The following is a 15,861-nucleotide window of genomic DNA, read 5'->3' on the forward strand; positions in this document are numbered from 1 at the left end:
CAGACTTTTCATGACTGTTAGCTCATAGGGCGCCCAACTGCGTTAATCACTAGTGGTCATCCAGTACCGCTGCACCGTTGTCTTAGAAAGCCCCAACGTCTGCGCAACCTCCATCCGACTTAGCCCCTGAGCCTTCAGCCTTTGCACTTCGGCATTTGCCTTCATGGCACGCGCAGTGGTGGGGTGAGGGGCGTCAATGGCACCAGGCTCAGCGGGAGGGACAGCGTCGAGCAGTTGCAGCTTCTCCAGATCGGCAGTTGCTAGAGCCAGCAGTTGACTTGGAGTGACGCCTCGCTCGGCTGCGAGCGCAATAGCGAGAAGAGCGACCGGCTCCACGCCCAGAGCCCCTGCAAGCTCCACACTGAGCTTCAGCGTCGGGCTCGTTTTCCCGGCCTCCAACTGGCTGATGTGTGACGAAGCAATCTGGTCGCCAAGGTCTTTTTGGTTCAATTGGCGGCTGACGCGGACTAGGCGCAGCGCGGACGCGAAGCCCTTGGGAATCGACATTTCACGGCTTCCAAAAAAGGAACGGTATGCCGTGTTTGCGATGATCCAAACAAATCTATATAGTTGAATCGTATGGATCAGGTCGTGCGCATGTCGCTGCCTCACCATTTGCCTTACCTGAGCCCCGCCGCCTCAAAGAGAAGGCAGTTTCAATATAAGACTAATTCGACTTTTACCACCAGGCCCCTAGCGGCTGGCCAAATGCTGGAGAACTTCTTGCGCGTCCGAATCTACTCTGACCTTCACGTCGAGTTCGCCGCCCAACCGAAGCTCGATTTCGAGGGCGCCGTTGATGACGACCTGGTGATCTTGGCGGGTGACATTCATACCAAGGGGCGCGGCGTTACCTGGGCACAGAACGCCTTTCCAGTCCCGACTGTGTACGTCTGCGGCAACCACGAATTTTATAAGGGCCATATTGATCGCACGCTTCAGTCGATGAAGAAGTCCGCTGCTGGCACTAATGTCCACGTGCTCGAAAATGAGTCGATGACCATTGGCGATCTTCGCATTATGGGTGCCTGCGCTTGGACAGATTTTTCTTCGAAGGGAAGCGTCTACCAGTCTTCCCAGGAAGCTCGCAGTGTCATGAACGACTTCCGCTTGATCAGGGCAGGTAATGAATACCGGAAATTAAGAGTCGACGATATCATTCGGCGAAATCACCAGACCTATGACTATCTAAGTCAAGAACTAGCCAAGGATTTTGACGGCAAGACGTTGGTAGTTACTCACCATTGTCCTCTTGTTGAATTCTCAGGGGCTGAGAAAGATTCGGAGTTGATGCCTGCGTATTCCAATGAATGGCCAGAGCTAGTAGGCCAAGCTGATTACTGGGTTTTTGGGCACACTCACCATCGAGTAGATGCGATGGTTGCCGGGTGTCGCTTAATTAGTAACCCTAGAGGCTATCCCAATGAAAAGTGCGGGTTCGATCAAGGGTTTGTCCTTGAAATTATTTGAGATAGTTGGATTGTAATGCCAAATTATGTAGAGAAGTTGGCGGCGGCAGCCCATCAAAAATTCAGTCGCGCTGTAACCGGCTACTTGCTGGACGCGCGGCTCAAAGAGAGTGGTGTCAGAGGTGCGATATTCAGTGACTCTCTCAATAGATACCAGGATGGCGATAGCATCACGACGAGTGCTATCCAGGAGACACGTCAGGAGCATGGCTACACACTGTTTTTGACTGTCTCAGGGTCGTGCTATGTAGCTGTCACTCATCTGCTCTTCGTAGAGGAAAGCTTCGGCGGTATTTCGCAGACGGTCATACTGCGCGCCAGTTAAATGGGTGTAGATGATGGTTGCTCAGTTGATCCCGGCGTCATAAAAAGTTACTAAGATGGACATAGGTAAGGGAAGTGCATGTCTGAATTGAAGAAGGCCAAAATCATAGTAAAAAATTACGATGCTCAGGATAGTTCTGAAATTGATGCGCTTTACACGCGAGTCAGGGTAGAGGATGAGCAGGGCAAGGCGTTCTACTATAAACAAGTAGTTGTTCCAACGTATCTGCGGCGACATGGTGCGCTCGTTACGGACTCACCACGCACTTGGTATTATAAACATTCCTCCAAAAAGTCGATCATTATCGTGGCCGTCGAGAAATCTGATGGCAAGGTCGAGTATGATTTTGACGATCTTCGAATTATCGCTCGGTCGACTTTGTTGAAAGGCATTTTGATGTCTGTGGCGGCAATTCCAATGGGAGTGATTGCTGCGACAGCCACGTTTGGTCTCGGGCTAATTTTGATTCCTATGGCGTTTTGGTACAGCTACAGAAACATTTTCAAGCTGCCAGGCCTGTTGAGTCGGAAGAAATTGGTGGGCGAGTTTGCGGCTTACGGGGTCACTGTTAAATAGAGGAAGTGTCAAAGTGACTGGGCGCTACCCAGTCTGCTCATGCGTAATCATCACTGCATGGGCTTCTGGCCCACTCGGTCACAATGGATGCGGATCAGCCCCAACTCGGGTGATGAATCTCATGGGCCCAAACGTTAAGATAATCAGGTTTGGCCCCTGTGGCTTTGCACCTTGGTGGTCGCGAGGCAGCCCGCGTGATTGGAGCGTTTTACCGATTGGACATGTCAGCCATCAAGGCACGCCTGCATAGAACCTATGCGCTCACTGTCATGCGGATCTTTCAAGCTAAGACAAAATTCGGGTTCTGGCGGTCGCGTCACGGCATGAGATTGATTGCCATCCCCGTTCTCGGTGGAGTGGCTGTAAGCATCCTGATGATTCCCTTTTTACAGTCTTTGGTAGGCGACGTCTTCAGTAGGCAAGAGAACCTGGGTGCGCTCAGAAGTCTTCTCGGAGGGATGGGGTCGGCATTGATTGGAGCTGCAGCGATAGCATTCTCCATCATCGTCTTCGCGATGCAGACGAACGTTGAGCGGATGCCCCATGGGCTTTTCAAGCAGTTCAGTTCTGATCGGCGGTTGCTCTGCTCGTTCGTCGGATCGTTCCTCACCGCCATCGCAATTTCAGGCACATCGTTGATCCCGGATGCGAGTTGGGCGATCCCAGCGATGCTCACCGCTATCTGGGGTATCGCTGCGATCGTGCTCTTTTTTCTTTACGCCTACCGTCGAGCGCTCCAGCTTATCAATCCAATGGAGCAGCTCAACATCATGTCGAACATGTTGAGTCGCGATTTGCGGAGATGGAGCCGGCTAGCGGACAACGCTGCCATCCTCATGAGAAAGGGGGCGGCTCCTGAGGCCAATGGGGAAGGTGAGCGGTTCCAGTTCAACGAAACGAAAGCAGCCTTTTACCAAGCCAATCCTCAATGGGTCACCGCCGCGCACCAAGCGATCCACTATGGAATTTCATATGCGAAGCGCTTCGCCGGCCAAGGCGATTACGAAGTCACCGACTCTGCTTTCCATCACCTAGTGCTGATCAATGCCGCTTACTGTGCTGCCAAAAATGGCACATTTGTTGGCGGCAAAGGTTTTTTTGCCGTTCCAGGAGAGAGCGACCACACCATCAACACTACGCTTGAGCAATTGAGGCAGACAATGCAAGACGCGCTATCCAGGGGTGATGAGCGACTTGCAGAGAGCACGATCCGCGCGTTTGGTGGGCTTTATGGGGTGTATCTGGGGATCGACTATTCCGGGCGCGAGCGCAGAAAGCATCACGCCCTGCTTGCCTCAACCTATTTGGCTTCGGCGGTTGAATCTGTCGCAGCTCACGACATGCCTGATCTGATGATGCAAGGCATTCGAATAATGGGTAAGGCATCAGTCGTGGCTCTCGAACACATGCCCTCCAGCGACATCGGTACTTTAGTGGAGAAAATCGGCACCTTCTCGCTGGTGGGGGTGGTGAAGGCGAGCCACCAACCTGTCACGCTGACCGGCGTCGAGCAGCTCGCTACCATAACCCTTGAGCTTCTAGTCAAGGGCGACCGTGATGTGAGCGCGCTTGTCAGTAAGCTGCGTTCTGCAGTGGCGACAGTCTCGAAGAACTATCTAGGCACTGTGGATGTGGGGCTTGCATCCATTCACAGCATGACGCTCGGGCCATATTTTTCGGGCACCAGCGTCGACTCGTTTAGAGGTCGGCTTACTGCTCTTGTAAACGAGTTATTAGCAGCGCCTCAGGAACACGATCAGGCGGCGAGGATCATTAGCAATGTCGAGACCTGGGCCCACCAAATCTTCATTACGCAGAAGGAGCTCCTGCTGTTAGCTGTGCAGAGGCGATCTCAGTTTACCTTTGATGCTATCGGCTGGGCTCTCGACATTTCGGCACTCTTGAGTGCTCTGTCCGAAGCCCCTGCCTGCCCGGAACATCTGCAAGACAGACTAATCCGTCACGCTGATTGGCTACTGGCCACGCTTTCATGGATCCCAGATGACAGGGAGACGGTGACCTTCGTTGAAAACTTTGCGCTTACCGAATGTTTGTTTGAGTCCGCGTGGCGCAGCTTTAGGCGTGGTGGTGAGGGGCTCTACATTCAATCCCGAAAGATGTTGATAGAGTGGGGGAAGAAAGGTGGGAGTCAGGAAACTGGTTGGGACATTCTAAATAGCGCTGTGCAAGGGCTGACAGCTTTGGCGCTCGCCAAAGGAGACGAGGACAGCTTGATGAACCTCAAGGCCGACCTGCGGGTGATGCTCGCCAGCGACGGAGCTCCTTCTCAGGAAATCCGTCAACGAGCGGCTGATCGATTAACCGAACGTGCCCATAACCCCTTTGGCAATCGCGTATTCCGTTCCATCGACCACGTTCTTGGCCAGCAAGCGCCAAACCGCGTGCGTGAAGCGTTGCTTGAGATGGCACAGATTCTAGTCGGTGAGCCGCAGCCGGGAGCCATGTGATGACTCCCACAAGTCTTAGTCCTGGGCTTGATTCACAACTGTCTGCGCGTGCCTCATCACTCGACTGCACACGTTGAAGAGGTCGAAAGCTGTCACTTGGTGCTTTTCGCCCAAGTCGAAAATTTCCTCAAGCTTGTGCTCCTTCCCAGTACCTGGATCTGGATATCGACCAGCCCAGCTGATGAAGTGGCTGAGCCCTCGCAGAATGGCTCTGTCTTTCTTTGAGAGGTCGGGCAGGAACGAGGCAAGGTCATCAAGCCGATGATGCAAAGTTTTCTTGCCCATCTGGGTGTAACCCTCGATCCCCTTCTCGACGATGATCATCGCCTTGAGACTGACTTCAAGACTGTAGCCAATGAGCATCATGGCGATCGCGCAGTACTGGCTCTCACAGACCTCTCGGACAGAAAGGGGCATCTCTGAGAATTTCTGTTCCTTGAGAAGCACTGCTGATGCCGCCTCAGACATAGCATGCGCTTGGGTCATCCAAAGCACAGGGTTCTTCAATTGCTCGCTCAAGGGTGTGATGGATGGATCGATAGGATAGCCAGCACACAAGCTCGCGGTTTCCCACTTCATCGCACCTAGTGCGCTGTGTGCGAAAGGGTCTTGGGCGAAGGTTTCTCGCCCTGGAGGGAGTGAGTTACGTTGATTAGCCATGCCTGAGGAAATGTCCATATAGGGTTTGTGAATTGGATGGATCAGCGCCTGGAGTGTTGCTTGGCGCTCACCCATCCAGCGTCCGTTTTGCCCGGCAGGATATGCAAGGGCAAAGATTTTTCGCTATCTCGCTAGCATTGCTGATGCTGACTTTGAATGCTACAGAAGGAGGTGAGGAATCGTGTGTCGAACTGAGGCAGGCCAGCGAACCGGTGGTGATAGGCCGACTCACCAAAGGAGGCTTTATGAAGGGTGGCAAATCATTAGGTGCCCTGACTGAAGAAGAATTCACGACCATGATGCTGGAATTCGATGTGGCTGGTCAGTGGATGCTTGAGCAGTTGAAGCTGAGGCGTGCAAACGCAAGTACGACCGTTTCGCCGCTCCCTCTGGTGGAGTCGCTTGCACATCCATCAGCAACAGAAGTTAGCACTGCCATAGGTGTCTGCAATGATGATATCCAAGCACATGATGGCTACCGTGATGACTGAAAGTGCTTCCAGGTCACTGACGGGCCAGGCGCTTGAACGTCAGCAGGTATGGCTGATTCAATCGCCTGTTCTTGATCTGAAAGCGAAGGGCTGCGATTCAAGCCGCGTGAGACGTAAGCCTACCCTGATGACGGCTGTCTTCCATTAGCAGTGAGTAGGTCAATATGCATCGTAAAGGCAGGAGCTAACATTGATGGAACAGCACATCAGTGGCTTTGAGCATCGTGAGCAGTCCCAGTTGGAAGTTGTTGAACGGCTGGTAGCAACCATTGGGGCTGAGGCTTTTGAGGTTGAAGTGAAGCGCCTGACCGCTCTTCAAAAGGTCGATATTGATGCGCCCATGCAAATCATCATGCGCTGCCCGCATCATCCCCCGGTCGAGATGAGCGATGTACTCTTCTGCGTCTTAAGTCGCGCCTGTGACCAGATAATTAACCTAGAGCCTCGTCTGATCAATCTCCCTGCTTATGGGTGCCGTGACAGTCAGCGAACAGCTCTACCGCAGAGACTTTGGCTTGACCTTGTAAGGTACGCCCGTGAAAAATTTGACCCCGCTGCGCTGGATGCAGAATTTATAGCAACGCGGCTGAAAGATGGCCTGTCGAGCAGAGAGGCTTTTGATGCCCTGATCGATCTCAAGCGATCAAGGGGGGGCCAGGCCAACTATGTATGACTAGAGCCTTGGGGAGGGCGTAAAGCTGGATTCGGCTCAGCTGGTTGATCGGCCATCGGTGTCTCTCTCTGCTGCATCAACTGAGAGCGAAGGTTTCTCAGGCGCCATAACCATTTTCCAAGCGCCTGATCAGCGCGATGGCATCCTGGACGGGCAGATCAACTGGGCGTTTCTGGCCTAGGATTCGCAAAGGTAGCGATAGCCAATTTATCGCGAGGGCCTCATCACCAAATAATTCAGCTGCTGCCTCAAGCAGCCGGGGGGCGATCGCCTCTTTTGACTCGCCGTTTCCCGGCGACGAGCGCATCGCATTGTCCAGCGCGGTTTCGAGCGTCTCCAACGCTTCTCTGACACGGGCGTCCTCTCGAAAATCGTCACTGTTTGGTTGGTGCTCTTTACAGTGGCGCAAGAGAGCCTCTGCGTCGTTTACGTTCAGATCGAGCACAATCAGCATGTCAATTCCTTCAAGCAAAAATCAACGCTCAAACCAGCCAGTCCAGTGACAGGCCGACCCTGGTCGGGGCTGTCTGCTTCCCCGTCTCGACCCAGACATGGGGACACTCATGCTGATGTCGAAACAAGCCCGAGCTCAGTCAGTGCTTTCACTTGGTCTGGCTCTATTACGCGAGAGATTTCCAATGACGTCCAGGTCGAGATCTCTTGCCGAAAAATCTCACCAGAGCGAATTGGCATCGTCGACACCGCATCGATCATTCCAACTCTTTTGTTCTCAAAACGATCCAGGTCGTCTAGCTGCAGGAAATAGCAATTCGCGTCCTGAGAGTAGACGAGCCCAGCAGAGGCACGAAGATGCAGATGCTCACGCAGTAACTCTAAGGCGAAGCCAATACCCCGGACAGCTTCGACTGCAATGATCATTCGATTGGGACACAACGGCAAATCATGTTGAGCTGCTCGTGGGAGGGACTCAGACGATTGATGACGCCCATCGCAATCGATCTTCGGTAGTCCAGTCTTTTCCATGATTCACCTGTGAAATCTAAACTAGAGCTTAGTTTTGGCGATTGATGAGGCGAGGCGCGGGGAAATCTAAGCTTTAGCTTAGTTTCCAGCAAGCGTATGCCCATCCATGGGCCTTGAATCGAAAGCGACAGCTTCACTCAACAGATTTAGCTCTCACCGCCCTTTGGGCGGAGTGGGAGGATTCGAAGGGCTATCGCCTTGGCTGGTCGGCTGGTACCCCGCGCCTGGCTCTGGGCGGTTGAGCGGCACATGCTCTATAGGCTGGTACCCCTTTTTCAGGAGTTCAGGCTGATACCCATTACCAATGATCTGTCCCTTATCGCTCATGCAATTACCCTCGGAATTGGCGAAACTCGATGTGAGCTATCTCTGAACCACTGACCAGTACACCTGCGCTGGACTCTACAGCACGGGTCAGGCCACCATCCTCAACTATCCATTCTTGCTCAAGGTAAATCTGCTCTGTAGCCGGGGCGCTGGATGCAAACGACCGTCCACCGTAAAGCCCGCCGATCATACCTCCGCCCTTGAGATGCACTATCACCCAGTAGGGTTTGCGCTGTTGGAACACAAAATCCCAAGGCTTGGCAGTAGGGTGGGGGGCATTCCTCTGAAACACCTCCCAGGATCGCATCCATCGCCACATGACCGCCCAGATGACGGGGCCTATCAGCAGAACCACTACGTAGAACAGCCCGTATAGGATCGGGTGTGCAGTACGCAGCGCGCTGTCCTCTACCGCGAAAATCAACCACAGGAACAACGCGTAGTTGATGCAGCTGTATGCGATGGCATCGACTACCTGGTCTGCTGCATTGCGTATCACCCCAGGGTGGAAGAGCTGATAGCACTTGATGCTGATAAAACCCGGAATGACAAAGGCGATAAACAGGATCAGCTTATCGGCTGCCCAAATATCCATAACTTCCCCAGTAACCGCTGTTGATAGTGGGACAGTGTGCCATCAAACTGCCCACCGAGGGGCGAGGTTTCGGATCTCCCACCTTGTCTTGGGCTGCACCCAGGTTAAGCTCAAACGTCGTGTTGACCATTAACCCAGGAAGCCCATAGTGAGGTCGATCGGGATGTAGGGTTGCCAGTCAGCCACACGTGATGAGGCCTGAGTAACGGTGAGACTCTAGATCGTAGGGCAAACCCAAAAGATGTCTAAACGCGACAATATTTGTTGAGTCGCGACGGATTTGACACCCCCCCCTCTTGAAAATTTTAAAGCGAGACGGAGTTCTTATATTTGAGAGCAAAAGGAAAAGCTGCAGTTGAAGCTTCACTGCAAATGTCCGAGCAAAGCCTTGTTGTTGGCCCAGCTTGCCGCTTTTGATCTTCGAAAGATTTTAGCCTGGATGGCCTTGCCGGAAGGCAAGGCTGGGTTCCCAGGGAGATCGTCTCTTCGGCCTTCAGGCCGCTGCTTTCGCTTTGGCTTCAAACCTACTGCACGGTCTCCAAAATTTTGAGGGGGACAACTGCGTCTTCAAGCGTACCCGTGTCAGACAACACCTGTGGAGTCGGTTGGCAAGGCCATCGGCTGCAGAGATAGCCTTTCCTCGGCTAACCGATATATTGATGCCCGTATTGGCGATCGGAGACTATCGAGCAGTGTTAGCCACTTCCAACGCCTCTTCCAAGGTTTCTAGCGCGTCCGCCAAGCGTTGGTCTTCACGCGCGTCACCGGTGCCTGGCTGGTGAGTCTGGCAGTGGCGCAACAGGGCCTCCAGATCGTTCTGGTTTAAGTCAAGTTGGATGAGCATGTGTCTGTTCGTTCGTGAGGTGTGTGGATGTGATCATGCCGTTTGCCGTTGATGATCACGATGCGGTTGGCAGAGAGGTTACCGTTGGATAGTGATGCAGAAAAGCAGATCTGGACGCATGCGTGGGAGCTATACGGTGATTCGCTGAGCGCAATCTTGAGAGAGGCGCTGGCTACCTATAAGCGCGCAGCCGGCTTCGATGACCTCACCAGGGTCTACGAGAGTACAACGGGTAGGGGAGCACTACTGACGTTGAAGCGAGAGCTGAGCCTGCGCTGGCCCAGGAACAACTTTGGACAATCGGATGCCTGCGTTGAACTGCGCTCTCGCCTTCGCTCATACCTCTGTGAGTACCTGCTTCGCAGGATCGTGCTTGAGCAGCAGGGCGCGACCGTTCTTCGCGATGTTCTATTCGCAGGAGACTTGGGGTTGTGAAGGGCTTACCGGTTGATCGGGTGCAGCCGAGGCGGGTAATAGCCTCGTACGTTTGGAGTCTTGCAGGCTTCGTGTCAGGAGAAAGATCTGTTCGCCACTCGACAATTCTCAGGAGCATGGCGGCCCCTTACGATGGCTCACGCATCCTTGGTGCAACCAAACGGACAAATCTTTTCAAATGACGGAACGACCCAATGCTCAACTTCAACGCGCACCTAGGTTTCCAGTTCACTGAGGTTCCATTTCTCCAGCGCTTCGCTGCAGCCTCTCGGGTAGGCTTCAAAGCCGTAGAGTTTCCTTCGCCTTATGACCACGACGCTTCGGTGTTGGCAGATCTGCTTCAAGAGTACCAATTGACGCTTGTTCAGTTCGCCGCCCCTGCTGGTGAGACCAAGGGCCTTGCAGCCGTTCCGGGGAAAGAAGAAGAGTTTCGTCATGGATTGAAGGTAGCCGTGCAGTATGCCAAAGCACTCGGTTGCGCCAACGTGCACCTCATGTCTGGTGTGAGTGTGGCTGACCAGACACTCCGATGGGGGATCGAGCAACCAAAGCGCTTGAGGCACATATAGAAACCGTGCCCGCATCCTGAGGGTTATGATTTTAAGCGCTAGCGGCTGAGCGGCGCAGCCGCTAGTTCTGCCGCAGTGTCTCTGTTATCAGAAGAGTGTACTCGTTGCATAAAGTGAGCCTAATGCCAGGGTTCGATCCGGCCACACCCCCCGAAAGATGATTAGGAGTGACTGATTCACTTGGGCGTTTCCATAGGCGTCTTCAATGCTGACCAAGCCTGATTACTCATAGATCTCGTTGAAAAACTGCGTGTCCCCAGTGAGGGAGAGCCGAATCTGAATATCGAGCTTGGCTACATCATCTAGTTCTTGCTTGTGGGATTGGTGTTGCAGGGCTGGATCTGCGCGAGCTCAAAATTAATGCTCCTGGATGTCGCATCCGTGACCTTGGCCTGTTCAAATGGTTGCTGGCCAGTTTTCTCATGGGCAAGCCCATCCGCTCAACCGTGGCCGTGAAGGCATACCAAGCCCTCGTCCATGAGCAAGGCCTGGATACGCCGCTGAAGCTTGTCCAAATCTCTCATTCGGTACTTGTCAGATTACTCGGTCAGGCCGGGTATACACGATACGACGAATCCACCGCCCGACGGTTACATGCCCTTGCCAACAAGTTTGAGGTGGAACTGGCTGCCCAACTTGAGGCACTGCAAGGAGCCACAGGCATTGAGGGTTTTAAACGCTGGCTAATGGAGTTTGAGGGTATAGGCCCTAAGACGGTGGAGATATTCCTGCGCGAAGGCCGGGCCCAATTGACGACGTTGGTAGGCCGCTGAGCAGCGGGTGGCCCATAGCCCCCATCGACGTGCGGACATATGAGTGAAACACTCAGTGATTGGACTATGGACTGGAGTGGGTGATGAGGCTCGACATCAAGGGTTTGTCGCTGTTAGGGAAGACAGTGATCGTCATAGAAGACGATCCGACGCTTCGAGCCCTGCTGGTGGAAATTCTTAGCGAATTGGGCGCCGCCTGCGCTGCGTTCTATAACGCAGAAGATGCATTGATCAACATGTTGGGCCTCAAAAATGAATGCTCGCTGATCGTTGTGGATCACGGTGTACCTGGAAGCATTCAGGGAATGGAATTCATCTCCTTGGCCCATGAGAGGTGGCCTGGGCTGCCCGCGATCCTGACCTCGGGCTATCAGCTGGACGCGTCGCAGGTGACCCCTCCTGTGATCTACCTGTTCAAGCCATGGTCGATTGATCAGCTAGCAGACGCAATAGGTAAGGCACTCAGCGCTGATACCCTAGATACAGGCGAGTGATTGTTAGTCATCTGCGCCCCCCATGGTTTGCTTAAGCCTCGCTGGCCGGCAGGGTTACCAGCTTGTTAATCAGCGAGGCCAGATCGGTAATCCCCACGGTTTGGGCAGGAATGCCGCCCTCACCGGAAGTAAATGGGTATCGATGATTGCGTGTCCTGACGTCAAAATCACGGGTAGGGTAGGCCACCTACGCCAAATAACGTGCGCCAGACCTAATCCGTCCATGCTGCCAGGCATGTGGATATCGCTCATTACCAATGCAGGGGTTTCTTCATGCGAAAGGTGGTGAAGCGCCTCGTCAGCATTTGCCGTGGACGTAATGGTTACCGCGTAAAGTGACGAGAGACTCTCTGCGGTGAGATCTCTGAGTAGCTCGTCGTCTTCTACGATCAAAATGGTTTTGGTCATGCGTCGTTAGCTCGCTTCTGGTATGCGTTAGGGCCTCCCGGCCATACGACGTTGCTCCGAAGCGATGAGTGGTGCGCCAAGCGTCGCTTGGGATTAGCGGCTATCGTAGAAAGGCGACAAGCGAGCCGCCTTCGCGGTATGTACGGTTCCGGGGCGTATACCGTCAATCTGAAGGGAAGACTATGCAGCAGCTGCCAGCTGACGAAACCATACGAGCGGCCTTGAAGAAGACCCACATTCGCCTGCACCGCCAACATGAACTGGTGGTGGAGTTCGGCGTGATGTCCTTGAAAGTGACTGACCTGGATGTGTTGTTGACCCATGCCTGTGAAGTCGTCGCTGAAGGGATGAGCACTCGCTTCGCCAAGGTGCTGCAGCCGGCTGAGGAGGGGGAAGGCTTCATCTTGTCACACGGTGTGGGCTGGGACGCTTCTGACATCGGTCAGGCTACCGTGGGTGCCGATGAAGCAAGCCCGGCAGGCTATGCATTGGCAACCTACAGGCCAGTGCTCTCTAACCATCTGGGCATGGAGCACCGGTTCCGAACACCAGAGCTGCTGAAGAAATACGGAATCGAAAGGGCTATCAACGTCCCGATCCGGGGCGTACTTAGCCCCTTTGGCGTTCTCGAAGCCGATAGCAGTGACGGGGACGATTTTGTAGAGAGCGATCTCGTATTTTTGGAGGGTATCTCGAACGTCATTTCCATGGCCCTTGAGCGAATATCTGCGGGAGCAGATATCCCTCTTCCCGATCCGTATTCGGAAACCCTTCTGAACGCGAGTCCTGACTGGGTCGAGATCCTGACTTCAAGTGGCGAGTTAGAGTTCATGAACGAAACGGGGCTACTCTTCCTGGCTACCCAGCTGGCGGACGTGAAAGGCCAGCGGTGGCAAGACTTGTGGCCCGAGGAATCTCGCTCACTTGTCTGCGACGCTATGGGAAAAGTAAGCGGCGGGGAAACCGCTCGATTCGAGGCATATCACCCCGTATCTGCAGATGATCCAAAATGGTGGGACGTGACGGTGGCGCCGATCCTCGGAGCGGACGGCAAGGTCGAGCGAATGATTGCCGTATCGCGAGATATCACCGAGCGTCATCAATATGAAGCTCAATTGCTGTCGCTCATCGAGGCCCAGAATAGCAAGCAAAACCGAAGCGACCTCTATCTCGAAGAGATCCACCATCGCGTCAAGAACAGCCTTCACCTGGTAAACACACTGCTGTTGCTGCAGGCCAATCTCACGCCTGATGCAGCGGTCAAATTGCAACTTGAAACCGCCGCAGGCCGAGTGGTGACCATTGCAACGGTTCACGAGCGGCTGTACCAAGCTGCCGAAGAACAAGAACTTCCTGCTCGTGATTACCTCACTGCTCTGCTGGGGGATCTGGGTAGAGCCTTAGCCGACCGGAAAATTGCGCTAGAGGCTGACGACTTCGTACTCCCCCCAGAAAGAATGGCGCCCTTGGGGCTGGTGATTTCTGAACTGATAACGAATGCCCTTAAGTATGGCAAGGGCGACATCGAGGTGAGCGTCAAGCATGCCGGCGACCATGCCCTGCTCACCGTCAGGGATGAGGGCGATGGATTCCCTGATAATTACCCTAAGCCGACGGGCACTGGCCTCGGCATGCGCTTGGTCAAAAGCTATTCCGGCTACGGCAGCGGGGCGGTTGAGGTGGATCGGTCAGATCGTAAAAGCTGTATCCACGTCCGCTTCAAACTTTAGAAACCAGGCGATTGAATGCGTCCCAATGGCCTAGCCCAGACAGATTAACGAGACCGTTTGTTGTGAACCACAACGCCCGTCAAAACAATGCGTTTTACTTGCATGCTTTTGAGAATGGCATCCAATTGGGTTCCTATGAATGCGCAGTTCTCATGCTTGATGATGACAATCTCGCCCTCTACCGGAGCCACTTCTTTCTTGATCCCATTCCAAGGGCCATGAACGTAATAGCTGGAGGTGGGATTTTCTTCATCATGCTTCACATGAAGGATAGGCCAGCCATTTGATCGCCAGTGCCGAAGAAGGCGTTGGATAACGGATAAATAGCCAGGGTGGCTTTTACCATTCCATACAGGCTGATCGATAGCATCCTGAACATCGAGGATAATGAGGGGGATGCTAGGCGTGTCCTTCATGCGGGGTCGTCTCCTTACGATGGAGGCTTAGTGTGCTGCAACGTATTCCCATCAACAAGTAGCGCAGTCGCGCTAGGGTGCCGGTGCTGACAAAGAGGCCACTAAGGACGGGGTGCTACCAGTCAGTGGACTCCGACCAGCTCACGCAAGGTGCGTTGGGTGGACGCCTACTTTTCTGTCACAGCTAACCCCTTGGCTCAAGCTGAACCTCGGATTATCGGTTTCACCGCGCTTTGAAGCCCTTATACTGTCCGTTTGCCAGCGGTCAAGGAGAGACTATGACGCCGACTATTTTCACAGGTGAATATTCTGCAAAATTTGCAGTGCTTTGCGTAGAAGGGCGGGTCTGATGGGCGTTGGAAGAATCATGGCGCTGATTGGAACCACGCTTTCGTTGATGACAGGGCCGGTAATGGCATCAGCAGGCCTATCGTCCCAGCCAGCAGAGCATTCCACCCTGCAGCGAATTTCTGTGCAGATCGAAGGTTCCGGCAAGGACGTCATATTGATCCCAGGCCTGGCATCGTCTCGAAAGGTATGGGATGACCTAGTCCCCAAATTAAGGCAAAGCTATCGCCTTCACCTAGTTGAGCTGGCAGGTTTCGCCGGGTCTCCTGCCGTATCCGAAACCAAGGGGAAAGTCATTGCTCCAGCGGTCGAAGAGATCGCTGACTACATCCACTCTCAGCGGATCAAGGCACCGGTGATCATCGGTCACTCTCTGGGAGGAGAGGCAGCTTTGATGCTTGGAGCTCGCCATCCCGATCAGGTGGGCCGATTGCTGATCGTTGATGCGCTTCCCTTTTACAGCTTGTTAGTCGACCCTTCGGCCACCACCGAAACTGCTACAGCGCCTGCTGCTGTGATCCGTGATTCGCTGATGGCTGCATCTGCTGATCAAAACGAAGCCATGCAAACTGCATCCATCGCTCGGCTTGTTAAAAATGAAGCGTTTAGGCCAGGTTTGGTCGCTGAGAGTATCCGCTCGGATCGCAGAACGGTGGCAGATGCTTTCTATGAATTGATGATCACCGATTTGCGACCTGAACTCAGCCGCATCACCGTGCCGGTGGAGGTCGTGTACGCATATGACCCAATGTATGGCGTGCCTTCATCCAGCGTGGATGCGATGTTCCATCAGGCGTATACCTCAGCACGGGACATCCGGTTAAAGCGCATTGACGGCAGTTTTCACTTCGTAATGCTTGACCAGCCGGAGAACTTTGCCCGCACCGTTCTGACATTTCTCAGCAAGTGAATCCCATTTGGCCTAACCCGCGATTAGCTGTTGCGCTTGGGTCGATATGTAGGCTGTAACCGAAAAAAATGCTGTACGAGTCAACTCAAGGAACTCGAATGAAGGGACAAAGGAAGGTCGTGTGGTCGCAGGTACTGCTCTCAATGCTGGGTATCGCTTTGGGCGCTGCCTTACATGGCTGGGGGATAGTCGGATTTTGGGGGATGATCACCATCATGATGATCCCGAACGTCGTTTTCATGGTCATGCAGGAATACGCGGAACGCTACAAGCAGGATATTGCGCGATGACAATCGTTCCGACTTACCACCGCAAGCGGAGCGCGCAGCCCATGGAGGGGCGGAGGCGAGAGGATGGAAGCCCGGT

The 15,861-nt window shown here is 53.8% G+C and carries 17 protein-coding genes and 1 pseudogene; 11 read left to right on the forward strand and 7 right to left on the reverse strand.

Going from position 1 to position 15,861, the window contains the following annotated elements; translation table 11 throughout:
• Window positions 1-42: 42 nt before the first annotated feature.
• Window positions 43-507 (reverse strand): helix-turn-helix domain-containing protein, encoded by a 465-nt coding sequence (locus tag HU738_RS03355; RefSeq protein WP_186600970.1) that lies wholly within the window; start codon window positions 505-507, stop codon window positions 43-45.
• A gap of 216 nt (window positions 508-723) precedes the next feature.
• Here HU738_RS03355 and HU738_RS03360 point away from each other — a divergent pair, with 216 nt between their 5' ends.
• The 3 genes from HU738_RS03360 (at window position 724) to HU738_RS03370 (ending at window position 4,838) form a co-directional block, all read left to right on the forward strand.
• Complete coding sequence (locus HU738_RS03360) at window positions 724-1,470, forward strand: metallophosphoesterase family protein (protein WP_186601153.1); 747 nt, start codon at window positions 724-726, stop codon at window positions 1,468-1,470.
• A gap of 402 nt (window positions 1,471-1,872) precedes the next feature.
• Window positions 1,873-2,370: a hypothetical protein gene (locus tag HU738_RS03365; RefSeq protein WP_186600971.1), complete on the forward strand. Its 498-nt coding sequence runs from the start codon at window positions 1,873-1,875 to the stop codon at window positions 2,368-2,370.
• 221 nt (window positions 2,371-2,591) lie between these two features.
• The gene (locus HU738_RS03370; RefSeq protein ID WP_186600972.1) at window positions 2,592-4,838 is read left to right on the forward strand and encodes a DUF2254 domain-containing protein; all 2,247 of its coding nucleotides are present in this window, start codon (window positions 2,592-2,594) and stop codon (window positions 4,836-4,838) included.
• 15 nt (window positions 4,839-4,853) lie between these two features.
• Here HU738_RS03370 and HU738_RS03375 read toward each other — a convergent pair whose 3' ends face one another.
• Entirely contained in the window at window positions 4,854-5,573 is a 720-nt protein-coding gene (locus tag HU738_RS03375) for a hypothetical protein (protein ID WP_225923382.1), read from the reverse strand.
• Between the two features lie 170 nt (window positions 5,574-5,743).
• On the opposite strand from HU738_RS03375, the gene HU738_RS03380 reads away from it, so the two are divergent.
• Together HU738_RS03380 and HU738_RS03385 are read left to right on the forward strand one after the other, a co-directional pair.
• Complete coding sequence (locus tag HU738_RS03380) at window positions 5,744-5,989, forward strand: hypothetical protein (RefSeq protein WP_186600973.1); 246 nt, start codon at window positions 5,744-5,746, stop codon at window positions 5,987-5,989.
• Window positions 5,990-6,182: 193 nt separating this feature from the next.
• A complete protein-coding gene (locus tag HU738_RS03385; protein WP_186600974.1) occupies window positions 6,183-6,662 on the forward strand; it encodes a hypothetical protein in 480 nt (159 codons plus the stop codon).
• A gap of 97 nt (window positions 6,663-6,759) precedes the next feature.
• Here HU738_RS03385 and HU738_RS03390 read toward each other — a convergent pair whose 3' ends face one another.
• The 3 genes from HU738_RS03390 to HU738_RS03400 form a co-directional block, all read right to left on the reverse strand.
• A complete protein-coding gene (locus HU738_RS03390) occupies window positions 6,760-7,116 on the reverse strand; it encodes an antitoxin Xre/MbcA/ParS toxin-binding domain-containing protein (protein WP_186600975.1) in 357 nt (118 codons plus the stop codon).
• Window positions 7,117-7,223: 107 nt separating this feature from the next.
• A complete protein-coding gene (locus tag HU738_RS03395) occupies window positions 7,224-7,646 on the reverse strand; it encodes a hypothetical protein (protein WP_186600976.1) in 423 nt (140 codons plus the stop codon).
• Window positions 7,647-7,977: 331 nt separating this feature from the next.
• A complete protein-coding gene (locus HU738_RS03400) occupies window positions 7,978-8,568 on the reverse strand; it encodes a DUF6338 family protein (RefSeq protein ID WP_186600977.1) in 591 nt (196 codons plus the stop codon).
• 1,473 nt (window positions 8,569-10,041) lie between these two features.
• Here HU738_RS03400 and HU738_RS03405 point away from each other — a divergent pair.
• From HU738_RS03405 to HU738_RS03415, 3 genes and pseudogenes are all read left to right on the forward strand, one after another.
• Window positions 10,042-10,365 (forward strand): annotated as a pseudogene (locus HU738_RS03405) (TIM barrel protein); the annotation flags it as partial.
• Between the two features lie 473 nt (window positions 10,366-10,838).
• Window positions 10,839-11,189, forward strand: coding sequence for an HhH-GDP family DNA glycosylase (locus HU738_RS03410; protein ID WP_225923383.1), 351 nt, complete (start codon window positions 10,839-10,841; stop codon window positions 11,187-11,189).
• Window positions 11,190-11,272: 83 nt separating this feature from the next.
• On the forward strand, window positions 11,273-11,683 hold the full coding sequence (locus HU738_RS03415; protein ID WP_186600978.1) for a response regulator: 411 nt from the start codon (window positions 11,273-11,275) through the stop codon (window positions 11,681-11,683).
• A 69-nt stretch (window positions 11,684-11,752) separates the two neighbouring features.
• On the opposite strand, the gene HU738_RS03420 is transcribed toward HU738_RS03415, so the two are convergent.
• Window positions 11,753-12,091: a response regulator gene (locus tag HU738_RS03420; RefSeq protein ID WP_186600979.1), complete on the reverse strand. Its 339-nt coding sequence runs from the start codon at window positions 12,089-12,091 to the stop codon at window positions 11,753-11,755.
• A gap of 182 nt (window positions 12,092-12,273) precedes the next feature.
• Between HU738_RS03420 and HU738_RS03425 the strand changes: the two genes are divergently transcribed.
• Window positions 12,274-13,821 (forward strand): sensor histidine kinase, encoded by a 1,548-nt coding sequence (locus HU738_RS03425; RefSeq protein WP_186600980.1) that lies wholly within the window; start codon window positions 12,274-12,276, stop codon window positions 13,819-13,821.
• A gap of 44 nt (window positions 13,822-13,865) precedes the next feature.
• Here the strand turns inward: HU738_RS03425 and HU738_RS03430 are convergent, their stop codons facing one another.
• Window positions 13,866-14,237 carry an isochorismatase family protein gene (locus HU738_RS03430; protein ID WP_225923384.1) on the reverse strand — a complete coding sequence of 124 codons (372 nt, stop codon included), beginning with the start codon at window positions 14,235-14,237 and terminating at the stop codon, window positions 13,866-13,868.
• 349 nt (window positions 14,238-14,586) lie between these two features.
• Between HU738_RS03430 and HU738_RS03435 the strand changes: the two genes are divergently transcribed.
• Both HU738_RS03435 and HU738_RS03440 read left to right on the forward strand, forming a co-directional pair.
• Window positions 14,587-15,495 (forward strand): alpha/beta fold hydrolase, encoded by a 909-nt coding sequence (locus HU738_RS03435; RefSeq protein WP_186600981.1) that lies wholly within the window; start codon window positions 14,587-14,589, stop codon window positions 15,493-15,495.
• 98 nt (window positions 15,496-15,593) lie between these two features.
• Window positions 15,594-15,785: a hypothetical protein gene (locus HU738_RS03440; protein WP_186600982.1), complete on the forward strand. Its 192-nt coding sequence runs from the start codon at window positions 15,594-15,596 to the stop codon at window positions 15,783-15,785.
• The last annotated feature ends 76 nt before the right edge of the window (window positions 15,786-15,861 follow it).

The sequence above is a fragment of the Pseudomonas vlassakiae genome, assembly GCF_014269035.2.
Taxonomy (GTDB): Bacteria; Pseudomonadota; Gammaproteobacteria; order Pseudomonadales; family Pseudomonadaceae; genus Aquipseudomonas; species Aquipseudomonas vlassakiae.

Excerpts from the sequence above, each read along its gene's own strand:
- HU738_RS03355 (WP_186600970.1), bottom strand. The coding sequence starts at position 507 with ATGTCGATTCCCAAGGGCTTCGCGTCCGCGCTGCGCCTAGTCCGCGTC.
- HU738_RS03365 (WP_186600971.1), top strand. The coding sequence starts at position 1,873 with ATGTCTGAATTGAAGAAGGCCAAAATCATAGTAAAAAATTACGATGCT.
- HU738_RS03370 (WP_186600972.1), top strand. The coding sequence starts at position 2,592 with ATGTCAGCCATCAAGGCACGCCTGCATAGAACCTATGCGCTCACTGTC.
- HU738_RS03375 (WP_225923382.1), bottom strand. The coding sequence starts at position 5,573 with ATGGGTGAGCGCCAAGCAACACTCCAGGCGCTGATCCATCCAATTCAC.
- HU738_RS03380 (WP_186600973.1), top strand. The coding sequence starts at position 5,744 with ATGAAGGGTGGCAAATCATTAGGTGCCCTGACTGAAGAAGAATTCACG.
- HU738_RS03385 (WP_186600974.1), top strand. The coding sequence starts at position 6,183 with ATGGAACAGCACATCAGTGGCTTTGAGCATCGTGAGCAGTCCCAGTTG.
- HU738_RS03390 (WP_186600975.1), bottom strand. The coding sequence starts at position 7,116 with ATGCTGATTGTGCTCGATCTGAACGTAAACGACGCAGAGGCTCTCTTG.
- HU738_RS03395 (WP_186600976.1), bottom strand. The coding sequence starts at position 7,646 with ATGGAAAAGACTGGACTACCGAAGATCGATTGCGATGGGCGTCATCAA.
- HU738_RS03400 (WP_186600977.1), bottom strand. The coding sequence starts at position 8,568 with ATGGATATTTGGGCAGCCGATAAGCTGATCCTGTTTATCGCCTTTGTC.
- HU738_RS03410 (WP_225923383.1), top strand. The coding sequence starts at position 10,839 with ATGGGCAAGCCCATCCGCTCAACCGTGGCCGTGAAGGCATACCAAGCC.
- HU738_RS03415 (WP_186600978.1), top strand. The coding sequence starts at position 11,273 with ATGAGGCTCGACATCAAGGGTTTGTCGCTGTTAGGGAAGACAGTGATC.
- HU738_RS03420 (WP_186600979.1), bottom strand. The coding sequence starts at position 12,091 with ATGACCAAAACCATTTTGATCGTAGAAGACGACGAGCTACTCAGAGAT.
- HU738_RS03425 (WP_186600980.1), top strand. The coding sequence starts at position 12,274 with ATGCAGCAGCTGCCAGCTGACGAAACCATACGAGCGGCCTTGAAGAAG.
- HU738_RS03430 (WP_225923384.1), bottom strand. The coding sequence starts at position 14,237 with ATGAAGGACACGCCTAGCATCCCCCTCATTATCCTCGATGTTCAGGAT.
- HU738_RS03435 (WP_186600981.1), top strand. The coding sequence starts at position 14,587 with ATGGGCGTTGGAAGAATCATGGCGCTGATTGGAACCACGCTTTCGTTG.
- HU738_RS03440 (WP_186600982.1), top strand. The coding sequence starts at position 15,594 with ATGAAGGGACAAAGGAAGGTCGTGTGGTCGCAGGTACTGCTCTCAATG.